Source organism: Synechococcus sp. UW105, assembly GCF_900473935.1.
Classification (GTDB): domain Bacteria; phylum Cyanobacteriota; class Cyanobacteriia; order PCC-6307; family Cyanobiaceae; genus Synechococcus_C.
This window is the reverse complement of sequence record NZ_UCNN01000019.1, coordinates 255,210-267,064: the sequence shown is the minus strand read 5'-3', so window position 1 is coordinate 267,064 and position 11,855 is coordinate 255,210. Positions and strand designations below refer to the sequence as shown.

The following is an 11,855-nucleotide window of genomic DNA, read 5'->3' as shown; positions in this document are numbered from 1 at the left end:
GTGTGATGGAGCCGATACCGTCCACGCATCAGCTTTACGTCTATGGCTTCCGCCAAGCAAATCCCAGTTCAGCCAAGCGATCTCACCAACGAGCTCAATGCAGAACAGGCTCTGGGCCTGGTGAGTTATGGCCTGATGCAACGGCTGACCAACGATGGGCAGATCGATCTGCCCTGGTTAGAGGCCCCCAATCGAAGCCATGACGATTGTCTTCGTCAACTGCGTCAGCGCCTTGAACTCACAGCTCTGGCGATCGACACCGGGGCTCCGCTCACCACCGCCGAAGTGAGCATGCTTCTAGGGGCGAGACCTGGTGCAGAGACTGTGGAGCGCGGGGGTCTCAAGGCCAGAAAGGTCAGTCGCAACGTCTGGCGTCTCAGCCGCATTGATGACCCATCTGGCGGCAACTTCAGAGACGACCGTTTCCGTCGCCGCCTCTGAATGCCTTCATGGCTTGGGGCGTCATGAGTCGCCCTTTGCCTCACCCTCTGCAGCAGCATCGATCTGATCATCGGAGAGCTGATTGGGATTGGCATGCTCAGCAGGTCGTGCAGCCACAACGGGTGCCACCTTCTGCTGCAACTGATTCGATGCCTGCTTCAGGGTGAGCGACTTGTCTTTGCGCACGAGCTCCCCTTCGGCCGCCTCCAGCTTGGCTAGGGCCTGACGCAGTTTCTCCCCCGCTTGTTCCCCATCGCCAATGGTGGACTCAGGCCTGAGAGCCCCACCTCGTTCGAGGCAATGTCCACATCCATGCGGCTACACAGACCACCTCGACAGCTTGCGACAGCTTGCGACAGCTTGATTTTGGTCGTTTGTGGCTGCTTGTTGCGCGGTCTGGTCACATGACCTCCAGACCGCAAGGGCCAGGGCTGCGGGTAGCAGAAGCCGAGACGCCATGCGCGCATGAGTGAATCACCCGAAAGCTAGGCACGTTGTTCATACGGTTCCTGAACTGATCCCGAAGAGTTTTGGTGAGATCAGCTCACCAGCGATAAGCGAGGCAAGGTGTAGGAGAAGGCTCGTGAATGGGATGAGCGCAAACCTGCTGAAGGAAACCGGACCGCGCGAGGTGTTCTGCGGCCTGACATCAATCGTTTGGCTTCATCGGCGCATGCCGGATGCCTTCTTTCTGGTGGTGGGTTCCCGCACCTGCGCCCATCTGATCCAGAGCGCCGCTGGGGTCATGATTTTCGCTGAACCGCGTTTCGGAACAGCGATTCTGAGCGAGCGAGATCTGGCAGGACTGGCCGATGCCCATGAGGAACTGGACCGTGTCTGCTGCGAACTGCTGCAACGCCGGCCGGAAATCCGGACCCTCTTCCTGGTTGGGTCCTGCCCAAGCGAAGTGATCAAACTCGACTTGGCCCGAGCCGCTGAGCGGCTCAACGAGGAACTTCAGGGCCGGGTGCGAGTGGTGAACTACTCAGGCAGCGGCATCGAGACCACCTTCACCCAAGGAGAAGACGGCGCCCTGGCTGCTCTGGTACCGCTACTTCCCGCCAGCGACGAACGCCAGCTCTTGCTGGTCGGCACCCTGGCAGATGCCGTTGAGGACCGGCTGATCCACCTGTTTGGCCGCCTCGGCATTTCAACCATTCGCAGCCTGCCGCCACGGCAGTCCACCGAGCTACCTGCCGTGGGTCCTGGCACCACCGTGCTGCTGACCCAACCCTTCCTGACCGAAACAGCTCGACTGCTCAAGCACCGCGGCGCCACCGTGCTAACGGCCCCATTCCCTCTGGGAGCCGAGGGGAGCAGACGTTGGATGGAAGCAGGCGCCGCCGCCTTCCATCTGCCCAAGGAACGGGTCGCAGAGGTTCTCGACCCATTGGAGGAGAGAGCCCGAATCGCTCTGCGCCCCCATCGAGAGGTTCTCGAAGGGAAGCGCATTTTTCTGCTTCCAGAGTCACAACTTGAACTTCCTCTCGCACGCTTCCTGCAAAGGGAATGCGGGATGGAACTAGTTGAAGTGGGAACCCCTTACCTGAACCGTGACCAGATGGCAGAGGAATTGGCGCTGCTTCCCGAGGGCACACGCGTTATGGAAGGACAACACGTTGAACAGCAGCTTGACCGAGTGCGCGAACACAAACCCGATCTGGTGGTCTGCGGCATGGGTCTGGCCAATCCGCTGGAAGCCGAAGGAATCGCGACCAAATGGTCTATCGAGCTTGTGTTTAGTCCGATCCATGGCATCGATCAGGCCGGAGATCTGGCCGAGCTCTTTTCCCGTCCGCTCCGTCGCCGGCAGCTGATTCATCCGGGACTGCACCCGATCAACCCCGACCAACCCGTGCACGCCTAAACCGATGCAACTCACGCTCTGGACCTACGAAGGCCCCCCTCACGTCGGCGCCATGCGCATTGCGGCCTCCATGGAAGGGGTGCATTACGTGCTGCATGCTCCTCAAGGAGATACGTATGCCGATCTTCTCTTCACGATGATCGAGCGACGTGGCAAACGGCCACCCGTTACCTATACGACTTTTCAGGCACGTGATCTGGGAGGCGACACCGCAGAACTGGTCAAACGCCATGTGCGTGAAGCCGTGGACCGATTCCAGCCCAATGCGCTGCTGGTGGGAGAAAGCTGTACCGCTGAACTGATCCAGGATCAGCCGGGAGCACTGGCTCAGGGCATGGGCTTGACGATGCCCGTGGTGAACTTGGAGCTACCGGCTTACAGCAAAAAGGAAAACTGGGGGGCCGCTGAAACCCTCTATCAATTGGTGCGCAACCTGCTGAAAGATCAGGTTCCATCGCAGCCCAGCCATGACCCCAACGCCTGGAAGGCGGAAGGTCGTCGGCCTCGCGTCAACCTGCTGGGCCCTTCGCTGCTGGGCTTCCGCTGCCGCGATGACGTTCTGGAAGTGCAGAGACTGCTCACCATGCATGGCATCGACGTCGGCGTGGTCGCACCGCTCGGAGCTGGTGTCGAAGACGTCCTGCGTCTGCCGAAAGCAGATCTGAACGTGTGCCTCTATCCCGAGGTAGCCGAATCAACCTGCAGCTGGTTGGAACGCAACTTCGGCATTCCCTTCAGCCGCACAGTGCCGATCGGAGTTGGGGCGACTCACGACTTCCTTGTTGAAGTTCACAGGTTGCTGGGGATGGAGCCTCCTTCCGCTGAGGAGGGCTATCGGCGCTCACGCCTGCCCTGGTATTCCGAGTCCGTGGACTCCACGTACCTCACCGGTAAACGCGTCTTCATCTTCGGGGATGGGACCCATGCCCTTGCCGCAGCAAGAATCTGCAAGGAAGAGCTTGGTTTCACCGTGGTGGGATTGGGCACCTACAGCCGTGAGATGGCACGGCCTGTTCGGACAGCGGCGAAGGAACTGGGCTTAGAAGCATTGATCTGCGACGACTACTTAGCAGTGGAAACCGCCATGGCGGAGGCCGCCCCAGAGCTTGTGCTTGGAACCCAGATGGAACGCCACAGCGCCAAGCGGCTCGGCATTCCTTGCGCGGTCATCAGTACACCAATGCATGTGCAAGACGTCCCGGCGCGCACCAGCCCACAGATGGGCTGGGAGGGAGCCAATGTGATCTTCGATGATTGGGTTCATCCCCTGATGATGGGCCTTGAAGAGCACCTCATTGGCATGTTCCGTCACGACTTTGAGTTCGTGGACGGCCACCAAAGCCATCTGGGCCATTCCGGCGGATCCGGCGCCGGCGTCGACACAAAAACAGCAGAACACGCGACCGTCGAGGTTGATGAACATGCGTTGATTTGGACTGACGACGGTGAGGCCGAATTAAAGAAAATCCCCTTCTTCGTGCGTGGCAAGGTTCGGCGCAATGCCGAGGCCTATGCCCTCCAGGTGGGCTGCAGGGAAATCAACAGCGAGACGCTGTATGACGCAAAAGCCCACTACAAAGCATGAGCAATTCCACTCAATTATTTTCAATCCATCCGAAGAAAAAATGTGCAGAGATGGCAACAGAACAGGTAGATCTTTCAATTTCTTGGTGAAAACCGGCAAGGACACATCCGCTGCTGTTGAATGAAATTGACTCCTCTTGAAAAGGTCGCTTCATGACCACGACCCTGACGCGACCGACCGACGGCGAAGGCAGTGTGCAGGTCCATCAGGACCCTGCGCTGAACATCCAGGAAGAGACCTTGGTGATTGCCGTCTACGGCAAGGGCGGCATCGGCAAATCGACAACCTCCTCCAACCTTTCAGCGGCTTTTTCAAAGCTGGGCAAACGGGTGCTTCAGATCGGCTGCGACCCGAAGCACGACAGCACCTTCACCCTTACCCACAAGATGGTGCCGACGGTGATCGACATCCTCGAAGAGGTTGACTTTCACAGCGAAGAGCTGCGGCCTGAAGACTTCGTGTTTACCGGCTTCAATGGTGTGCAGTGCGTTGAAAGTGGCGGCCCCCCGGCGGGGACGGGGTGCGGCGGCTACGTCACCGGCCAGACGGTAAAGCTGCTCAAGGAACACCACCTCTTGGAAGACACCGACGTGGTGATCTTCGACGTGCTTGGTGATGTGGTGTGTGGCGGCTTTGCAGCCCCGCTGCAGCACGCCAACTACTGCCTGATCGTAACGGCGAATGATTTCGATTCAATCTTCGCGATGAACCGAATTGTGCAGGCGATTCAGGCCAAGGCCAAGAACTACAAGGTGCGTCTTGGGGGCGTGGTGGCCAACCGTTCGGCAGACACCGATCAGATTGACAAATTTAATTCGCGCACCGGCCTGCGCACCATGGCCCACTTCAAGGATGTCGACGCAATCCGCCGCTCACGCCTGAAGAAATGCACAATCTTCGAAATGGATGATGAAGACGAGGCGGTGCAAGCCGTCCGCAAGGAGTATCTGCGCCTCGCTCAGAACATGCTGGACAAGGTCGAACCCCTCGAGGCCATCTCACTCAAAGACAGGGAAATCTTCGATCTACTTGGTTTTGACTAATCAAAAGGTGAGCCTTTAAAGGCCCACCAACTGCATCGATAGATCCCAGACCAGTTCGGCCGTGCGTGGATCCGTGGCTTTGTCAGATAACTCCTGGCTGAACTGTTCTCCATCCTTCTTCTGACGATTACCCCAGCTCCAGTGCACGCCTGAAACACCAAAATCAGGATCGGCCACCACCTGAGCAACACGCTCTCCCGCCAGAGACTGCGTCACATAACCTCCGGTGATGTTTTTCTGGAACCAAGGGAAGATCTTCCGAAACGCCCTCGGAGTGTTCCGAAACAGTGGCGTATCTGCGACACATCCTGGATAGAGGGAACTGAACACGATTCCAGTGTCATCGTGAAGTCTTCGATGCAACTCCTGGGTTGTGATCATGTTGCAAAGCTTGCTGTCCTTGTAAGCCTTACCAGGCTTAAAGGATTTACCACTTGCCATAGTGATCGGCGCCTTAAAGCCCTTCTCGAATCCAGAAAGGTCACCAAGGTCCGCCGGTGCAGGGATAGGAATCTTGCCACCAAGTTCCTTGGAATTCGCCGTGACAGTGCCAAGAATGACGACACGACGCGATGGATGCTTCGACTGCTTCAAAGACTCCATCAGCATCTGGATCAACAAGAAATGGCCAAAGTGATTGGTGGCCATGGAGATCTCATAACCCTGGGGCGAACGCTCAGGCTGTTTGAGGCGTGGCTTGTAAACCGCTGCGTTGCAGACAAGAGCATCAATGGGTCCAAGAGTCGACACGGCACGACGGACGCTGTCGAGATCACCCAGGTCCATCTGAATGTGACGGACACGATCCTTGGGGATTTCGAGTGCATCCGCAGCACCGGCGGCACGCTGAGGGGAGCGATTGGCGGTGATCACACTCCAGCCCAGGTTGGCCAGGGCCTTCACGGCATTGAGACCTACGCCAGAAGTCGTTCCAGTCACCAGAACAACACCAGGGGTTCCGGTCATGAGCTCTTCTCAGAAGGCGACAGTATCGCTCCGCAGTGAAGCGTCTGAAGGGTGGTGGTCACGAAACTCAGCGCCAGATCACCCGCAGCCGGTTCGGTGCGATCCACTGATCCTGCTCATCCATCAAGCGCCGATCGCCACCAAGCGTGAACAGTCGATCGAAGCGTTGCTGAAGGTTGCGCAACTTCCCGGTCTCAACGTCCACAACGGCAGCAAGCTCACCATGACGCTCAAGGCGCTCCTGATAAGCGAAGGACAGGGTGACCAAGCTGATCGCCCCCACAGTGACGAGGCCAAATTTCACGCCTAGCGCCAGGAGGCTGCACAGCTTTTCCCGTCGTTCAGTCTGGAGTTGCAGCACAGCTGCAACGGTGGCCGCATCAGGGGAGGCGGCCACAATCCGTGGATCCTCAGCACTGATGTGAGCTGGAGCAGGGGCCGAAGCTCCTCGCCTTAAACGACGACGACGACGTGAAACAGCACCAGCCGTTGACGTTGGCAAAGGGATGGATCGGATTCCCGCTTGTAACGCGGTGAGAAGGCCTTGCCAAGGGGGAGCAGCCCCCCCTGAAACGATCAGGCGCGATAGAGACTGACGCAGAGACGCATCGCCAGCACACCAGCGTGGGCAGCCACCACGAGAGCGATGAGCACTTCTGACTGGGTAATAGAGGTGGCCATGGAATCCCTTTGAAACGCTTCCATTGTTCCTTCCCGGAGCAGCAAGACGCCATCATTCGCAAAGGCCTGTCACACCACCAATGAATGCCAGTCGCCCCGATCCCGTCATCAACATCGATGCACAAGCGATCCGGGAGCTCGACCTCAGCCCTTTACGCAGTCAAATGACGCGTTCTCTGAACGAACAGCTGAGCGAGGGTGCAGTGCTCGAACTGCGTTATCAGTGGCCTCGGTCTACGGATGATCCAAGAGAGCTCAGTGAATGCCCGGAACCGCGCCTCTGGGCCTTGCGTGCTGATGCCCAGCTGCCTTGGCTGCCCTTGCTCCTGGATCGATCGGGAGGCTCCCTAGCGCAGCATGTGGCCATGCTCGTGCCCCATGACTTCAGCCCCACGGAAGGCATCCGATTCGACCCACAGGCCCTTGAGCTTTGGGTGACCCAGCGGCTGATGCTGCTGGACCATCTCGGCCGTGAGCAGCCCCAGTCGCAGCGAGGCAACCTCGCCCAGATGGCCGCCACCCTGGGTTACGAACTCGACCCAGGGTTCTGGGCACTACTGGATCGCCATGCCTAACAGCCGCATGCCTTCCACGTGAAGCGTCCGCTAGCAGCCAAGCCGTCGCAGAGGTGAGAGATGGGCATCAACGTTTGGATGATCATCGGCTTCCTGGTAGCCGCCTCTTCAGTGGTAGCCAACGATTCGCTGCAGACCCTCGGCACCTACATCTCCTCGAACAAAACACGCACACCCAAGGCTTGGCAGATGCTGTTCATCTGTGCCGTCACGGTGTTCGTGTTGATGCTGGGCTGGTTCCTCAACAACGGCGAACCAGCCTGGGGACGTCTCGATCAGTTCCCCCTCCCTGAGCAGGTCACCTGGGTTTACATCATCCCGCCACTCGCTGTTCTGGCCCTCAGCGCCTGGGGTGCACCAGTCAGCACCTCCTTCCTGCTTCTCTCCGCTTTTGTGCCCGAGACCATTCCCAAACTGCTGGGAAGCTCTCTGTTCGGTTACGCCCTCGCGTTCTGCCTCGGCCTTGCCACTTGGGGGTTGGGCCTGTGGCTTCTGGAGCGCTGGGTCTTCCGCCAAATGCAGGCGGGCACCGACGTGAACAAGGTCTGGTACGGACTGCAGTGGTTCTCCACCGGCTTCCTCTGGAGCATGTGGATGGTGCAGGATCTCGCCAACATCTTCGTGTTCCTGCCTCGCACCCTCGAGTTCATCCCGATGGTGATGTGCAGTTTGAGTCTCTGCGTCGGTCTCTGCGTGCTGGTGGCGATCGGAGGTGGGCCGCTTCAGACAGTGCTGCGCACCAAGACCAACACCGCCGATCTCCGCTCAGCCACGTTGATCGACATCATCTTTGGACTCTGCCTTGGCTTGAAGTCTCTCTTCAGCACTTTTCCGCTCAGCACGACCTGGGTCTTCCTGGGTCTGCTTGGCGGTCGTGAGATCGCGCTTCGCATCAAGGAACAGCAGATCGCAGATGTCTTCACCAACAGCTCTGACAGCAGTCTCGGCAGGAGTCTTGGCAGCGATGTGTTCAAGGCCTTCATCGGTGTGGTGATCAGCCTGGCGATCGCACTGGGCATCCAGCCATTGATCACCTGGAGTGCAGCCTGAGACCAAGCGACGACCAATCCGATCCGTGCTTTCGATCAGTGCTGCCGATCCGTGCTGCCGATCAGTGCATCTGGAGCGCTAGCTGCATGGCACGGCGACCGCTGTCGAGAGCGAGCAGCAAGGCCAGCCCCCTTAGCAACCACGCCAAGGTCTGGGGCTTGATCGAATCAAGCCGTGAAGCACTCCACTGAGCAGCCAGCGCAGCCGTCAAACCGAGCAACAGTCCGATGGAGAGCTGACCCCGGCCTTCAAAAAAAAACTGAAGCGACGCGGCCGAAGCCGAACACGCCACCGCCAGCGTGCTGAACCTGATGGCCAGGCGAATCGGTACATCCAGCCAGCGCACCATCAGCGGCACCATCACCAGCCCTCCTCCCAGGCCGAGCAGACCTCCTGCCAATCCAGCCACAGCACCAACCGCCCCCAGGCCTGTGAGAGGAACACGGAGGGAGTCATCCACCCTGCCGTCGCCCTGTTCGGCGCGAATCGAGACGGTCAGTACCCAGTACATCAGGCTCTGCATCAACAACAGCTGCCAGCCAGCAGCAAACCTGCCAAGCCGGCTGAAGACCAATGCGCTTGCAAACGCCATCAGAGCGATCACAAATCCTTCCTTCCAGGGAATAGCTCGATGGCGCAGATGGATGACCGTCCCCCCCAGCGCTGTGGGCACGATGGCGAAGGTGCTTGTCGCTAGGGCCTGATGGGGTGAGAGCCCCATCCAAAGCAGCAAAGGCGCGAAGATCAGACCACCGCCGATGCCCAGCAGACCCGCCAGGGAACCCGCCAGCAATCCAAGCGGTACCGCCACCAGCAGATCACCAAGCTCCATTCGTGCCATGCCAACCACCGCATCCTGCCGGCCGGACCCTCGCGGTATCGGCCTGAGGCTGCCGTTGCTGGAGCTGGATGGCAGCGAACAGATGGCGCTGGATGCCTGGCTGCTGGACCAATGTGTGCAGGGCAGCCTTGGCTCACCGGTTCTGCGCTTCTACACCTGGCCCGGTGCCTGGTTGTCGCTTGGTCACCACCAGAAAGCTCAGCCGAGCCAGTGGGAACAGCAAGCCCTGGCGGGAGCATTGCAACGGGTCCGCCGCCCGAGCGGCGGCGGGGCCGTCCTCCATGCCGCTGGTCTCACCTATGCCCTGATCTGGCCCCAAGCCCCAAGGGCACGGCGTGAGGCCTATCAGCGCACGAGCCGCTGGCTGATCAACGGCTTCACCCGTCTCGGTGTACATCTGCAGCCGGGCCAATCTGGTGCTTCAGCAGAAGTCGCCAACTGCTTCGCCAGTTCCACAGCAGCAGATCTGGTGGATGATCAAGGCCACAAACGCATCGGCAGCGCTCAGTTCTGGCGGCGCGGCCACCTGCTTCAGCATGGCGAAATCATGCTCTCCCCACCAGTCTCTCTGTGGAGAAGCCTGTTTGAGAGCAGTCCGCCGCCGCCGATCGAGCGGCTCCAGGCAGACGCCATCATTGGGGCACTGACTGCATCACTGCAGAGCCTGTGGCCGGACTGCTCCTGGCAAGACTTCAATCTGAACCAGGAGCAATGGCAGCAGGTGCAGAGCCAAAGCGCCGCCTATCGCTTGTCTCCAACAGGCTCGTCTTCCAACAACCCAGAAGCCTGAAGAGATTCCACTGCCTGAAGCAGTGGCAGCCCGAAGGGATACCCATTCTGTCGACGAGCCGCCTCCAACATCTGAGGAGGCAATCGCAGGTTGAGGGCCTTGAGCACAGCCTCGCCCACATCCCCCCGTTCCAGGGTCCCCCCAGGCAACCCTGCACGGTTGATCACCAGCAAGCGTCCCTGGGCACTGGAATCCAAGGCCAGCACAGCTTTCCACAACGGTTCGGCCTCTCGAATGGAGGGCAGGCTGTCGAGTGGCTGCACATGATCCGCCACCGTTTGCCGATCCCACTGCTGAACAGGCAGATCCCGCAACGGTGAATCGTCAATGGTTCCGAGCCAGCGGCCACCCCGGGTGACGAGCACCCAATCCGCAAGCCGAACATCAGCCTCATCCGTCCCCTGGCCGGCAGCCTCGCCTCCCAGCCGAAGTTCGCTCATCCGACGCAGAGGCTGATCGGCTTCCAGCACTCGGAAGCGACGGGCCATCGCCGATCCCACCGTGAGCTGTCGCAGCACCTTCTGGAGCATTAAGACCTGGGTCTGGCTGCGCGAGGCACCCAGGCCAAACCAGCCGAGCATCACCAGCCAAAGGGCACTGATCCCACCGCCTCTGGCAAGGAACAACCACACACCGAGAAAGATCGCGAACAGCGACAGAAAACGACCAGTGGCGGTAGCCACCTGAATGCCCCTGCGTTGACTACCGGTGAACTGCCACACCAGCGCTTTCAGGATCAGCCCCCCATCGAGGGGAAGACCCGGCAGCAAATTAAACAGAGCCAGCACCAGGTTCACCCCTGCCAACTGGAAGACGAGATTGCCGAGCAAGGCGTTGAGGTGGGAAGCGGAATGTCCTGATGCGAACAACATCAGAGACAGCACAAGACTCACCAGAGGCCCAGCCGCAGCCACCCGAAAGGCTCCCATCGCAGTGGAGCACTCGCGTTCAACGCTGGCCACACCTCCCAGCAGAAACAGGGTGATACTGCGCACCTTCACACCTTCACGCAATGCCACTAGGGAGTGACCAAGCTCGTGCAGCAAGACAGACAAAAAGAGCAGCAGCGCCGTGACCAGGCCGATCAACCAGGTCAGGCCCGGGGAAAGCAGTTGAGAGGCGGGCAGCTCACTCAACTGATCCCTAAAGGCAAGGGTGGCGAGCGCCAGGATCAGAAACCAGCTGGGATGCACCCGCAGAGGAATCCCCCGGATGCGCATCAGCTGCCAACCTTCACCCACGGGAGTCCTCCTTCGGGCCGCATTAGGGCCCTCTTGCTTCCAATCCTAGAAACTGCTTTCCAGCGGCCTCGCCCCTCCTTCCATGCCCCACTCCGCCGTTGCCGTCAAAATCTGCGGTCTCACCGACATCAACCAGGCCGATGCGGTCGCAGCAATGGGGGCGCAAGCGATTGGCGTCATCGGAGTGGAAGGCTCACCTCGCTTCGTTGCTGAGGCCAAACGGCGAGAGTTGTTCATGCACCTCCAGCACCACCATCCCGATGTGGAGAGGGTGTGGGTTGTGGCGGATCTCGATGAGCAAACCCTTGATGCCGCTCTCGGCGGCGATGGGGTCCCCTCCGTGGTTCAGCTCCATGGCGATGAATCACCCCAACGTTGCGCGCAGCTGCGCAGCAGACACCCCTGCACCCAATGGTGGAAAGCCCTGCGGCTGCGCCAAGCTCAGGATCTAAGACGTCTGCAGGGATACGGGGCCTGCGTCGATGCGCTGCTGCTGGATGCCTGGAGTCCCGACCAACTGGGCGGCACAGGCCATCGACTCAATCTGGACTGGCTGGAGACGTTGGACCGTCATCGGCCCGCTTCACTGCCCTGGTGGCTGGCTGGTGGCATCAGTGCCGAATGGATCCCAAAACTGCTCGGGAAGGTACGCCCGGATGGCCTCGATGCCTCCAGTCGCCTGGAGACCGCACCCGGCATCAAGAACCTGACGAAAGTGCAGGCCCTGATCGAAGCCGCAAGTCAAAACCACTCCTAGCGTGGGTTGACTGCACAC

At 59.7% G+C, this 11,855-nt stretch carries 14 protein-coding genes; 8 read left to right on the top strand and 6 right to left on the bottom strand.

The window, feature by feature from the left end; translation table 11 throughout:
- Nucleotides 1–42: 42 nt before the first annotated feature.
- Nucleotides 43–441, top strand: coding sequence for a hypothetical protein (locus tag DXY16_RS08450; protein ID WP_115017064.1), 399 nt, complete (start codon nucleotides 43–45; stop codon nucleotides 439–441).
- A 21-nt stretch (nucleotides 442–462) separates the two neighbouring features.
- Here the strand turns inward: DXY16_RS08450 and DXY16_RS14765 are convergent, their stop codons facing one another.
- A complete protein-coding gene (locus DXY16_RS14765; protein WP_170953900.1) occupies nucleotides 463–627 on the bottom strand; it encodes a hypothetical protein in 165 nt (54 codons plus the stop codon).
- A gap of 406 nt (nucleotides 628–1,033) precedes the next feature.
- Here DXY16_RS14765 and DXY16_RS08445 point away from each other — a divergent pair, with 406 nt between their 5' ends.
- The 3 genes from DXY16_RS08445 to bchL all read left to right on the top strand — a co-directional run bounded on the left by DXY16_RS08445 (nucleotide 1,034) and on the right by bchL (nucleotide 4,936).
- Entirely contained in the window at nucleotides 1,034–2,308 is a 1,275-nt protein-coding gene (locus tag DXY16_RS08445) for a ferredoxin:protochlorophyllide reductase (ATP-dependent) subunit N (RefSeq protein ID WP_115120774.1), read from the top strand.
- Nucleotides 2,309–2,312: 4 nt separating this feature from the next.
- A complete protein-coding gene (locus tag DXY16_RS08440; RefSeq protein WP_115120773.1) occupies nucleotides 2,313–3,893 on the top strand; it encodes a ferredoxin:protochlorophyllide reductase (ATP-dependent) subunit B in 1,581 nt (526 codons plus the stop codon).
- A 152-nt stretch (nucleotides 3,894–4,045) separates the two neighbouring features.
- Complete coding sequence (gene bchL / locus DXY16_RS08435) at nucleotides 4,046–4,936, top strand: ferredoxin:protochlorophyllide reductase (ATP-dependent) iron-sulfur ATP-binding protein (RefSeq protein ID WP_115120772.1); 891 nt, start codon at nucleotides 4,046–4,048, stop codon at nucleotides 4,934–4,936.
- Between the two features lie 15 nt (nucleotides 4,937–4,951).
- Here bchL and DXY16_RS08430 read toward each other — a convergent pair whose 3' ends face one another.
- The 3 genes from DXY16_RS08430 to psaM all read right to left on the bottom strand — a co-directional run bounded on the left by DXY16_RS08430 (nucleotide 4,952) and on the right by psaM (nucleotide 6,583).
- Nucleotides 4,952–5,902, bottom strand: coding sequence for a protochlorophyllide reductase (locus tag DXY16_RS08430; RefSeq protein ID WP_115017071.1), 951 nt, complete (start codon nucleotides 5,900–5,902; stop codon nucleotides 4,952–4,954).
- 67 nt (nucleotides 5,903–5,969) lie between these two features.
- Complete coding sequence (locus DXY16_RS08425) at nucleotides 5,970–6,299, bottom strand: hypothetical protein (RefSeq protein ID WP_371410889.1); 330 nt, start codon at nucleotides 6,297–6,299, stop codon at nucleotides 5,970–5,972.
- Nucleotides 6,300–6,478: 179 nt separating this feature from the next.
- Nucleotides 6,479–6,583, bottom strand: coding sequence for a photosystem I reaction center subunit XII (psaM, locus tag DXY16_RS08420; RefSeq protein ID WP_115017424.1), 105 nt, complete (start codon nucleotides 6,581–6,583; stop codon nucleotides 6,479–6,481).
- An 80-nt stretch (nucleotides 6,584–6,663) separates the two neighbouring features.
- Here psaM and DXY16_RS08415 point away from each other — a divergent pair, with 80 nt between their 5' ends.
- Nucleotides 6,664–7,158: a CRR6 family NdhI maturation factor gene (locus DXY16_RS08415; protein ID WP_115120771.1), complete on the top strand. Its 495-nt coding sequence runs from the start codon at nucleotides 6,664–6,666 to the stop codon at nucleotides 7,156–7,158.
- 60 nt (nucleotides 7,159–7,218) lie between these two features.
- Nucleotides 7,219–8,208 (top strand): hypothetical protein, encoded by a 990-nt coding sequence (locus DXY16_RS08410; RefSeq protein WP_115120770.1) that lies wholly within the window; start codon nucleotides 7,219–7,221, stop codon nucleotides 8,206–8,208.
- A 61-nt stretch (nucleotides 8,209–8,269) separates the two neighbouring features.
- Here the strand turns inward: DXY16_RS08410 and DXY16_RS08405 are convergent, their stop codons facing one another.
- A complete protein-coding gene (locus DXY16_RS08405) occupies nucleotides 8,270–9,040 on the bottom strand; it encodes a sulfite exporter TauE/SafE family protein (RefSeq protein ID WP_115120769.1) in 771 nt (256 codons plus the stop codon).
- Between the two features lie 7 nt (nucleotides 9,041–9,047).
- Here DXY16_RS08405 and DXY16_RS08400 point away from each other — a divergent pair, with 7 nt between their 5' ends.
- Nucleotides 9,048–9,839 (top strand): lipoate--protein ligase family protein, encoded by a 792-nt coding sequence (locus tag DXY16_RS08400; RefSeq protein ID WP_115120768.1) that lies wholly within the window; start codon nucleotides 9,048–9,050, stop codon nucleotides 9,837–9,839.
- On the opposite strand, the gene DXY16_RS08395 is transcribed toward DXY16_RS08400, so the two are convergent.
- The gene (locus DXY16_RS08395) at nucleotides 9,791–11,080 is read right to left on the bottom strand and encodes a site-2 protease family protein (protein ID WP_115120767.1); all 1,290 of its coding nucleotides are present in this window, start codon (nucleotides 11,078–11,080) and stop codon (nucleotides 9,791–9,793) included. The two genes, DXY16_RS08400 and DXY16_RS08395, sit on opposite strands and share 49 nt — an antisense overlap.
- Nucleotides 11,081–11,162: 82 nt before the next feature.
- Here DXY16_RS08395 and DXY16_RS08390 point away from each other — a divergent pair, with 82 nt between their 5' ends.
- Complete coding sequence (locus DXY16_RS08390) at nucleotides 11,163–11,837, top strand: phosphoribosylanthranilate isomerase (protein ID WP_115120766.1); 675 nt, start codon at nucleotides 11,163–11,165, stop codon at nucleotides 11,835–11,837.
- Nucleotides 11,838–11,855 lie beyond the last annotated feature (18 nt).

Excerpts from the sequence above, each read along its gene's own strand:
- DXY16_RS08450 (WP_115017064.1), top strand. The coding sequence starts at position 43 with ATGGCTTCCGCCAAGCAAATCCCAGTTCAGCCAAGCGATCTCACCAAC.
- DXY16_RS08445 (WP_115120774.1), top strand. The coding sequence starts at position 1,034 with ATGAGCGCAAACCTGCTGAAGGAAACCGGACCGCGCGAGGTGTTCTGC.
- DXY16_RS08440 (WP_115120773.1), top strand. The coding sequence starts at position 2,313 with ATGCAACTCACGCTCTGGACCTACGAAGGCCCCCCTCACGTCGGCGCC.
- bchL (WP_115120772.1), top strand. The coding sequence starts at position 4,046 with ATGACCACGACCCTGACGCGACCGACCGACGGCGAAGGCAGTGTGCAG.
- DXY16_RS08430 (WP_115017071.1), bottom strand. The coding sequence starts at position 5,902 with ATGACCGGAACCCCTGGTGTTGTTCTGGTGACTGGAACGACTTCTGGC.
- psaM (WP_115017424.1), bottom strand. The coding sequence starts at position 6,583 with ATGGCCACCTCTATTACCCAGTCAGAAGTGCTCATCGCTCTCGTGGTG.
- DXY16_RS08415 (WP_115120771.1), top strand. The coding sequence starts at position 6,664 with ATGAATGCCAGTCGCCCCGATCCCGTCATCAACATCGATGCACAAGCG.
- DXY16_RS08410 (WP_115120770.1), top strand. The coding sequence starts at position 7,219 with ATGGGCATCAACGTTTGGATGATCATCGGCTTCCTGGTAGCCGCCTCT.
- DXY16_RS08405 (WP_115120769.1), bottom strand. The coding sequence starts at position 9,040 with ATGGAGCTTGGTGATCTGCTGGTGGCGGTACCGCTTGGATTGCTGGCG.
- DXY16_RS08400 (WP_115120768.1), top strand. The coding sequence starts at position 9,048 with ATGCCAACCACCGCATCCTGCCGGCCGGACCCTCGCGGTATCGGCCTG.
- DXY16_RS08390 (WP_115120766.1), top strand. The coding sequence starts at position 11,163 with ATGCCCCACTCCGCCGTTGCCGTCAAAATCTGCGGTCTCACCGACATC.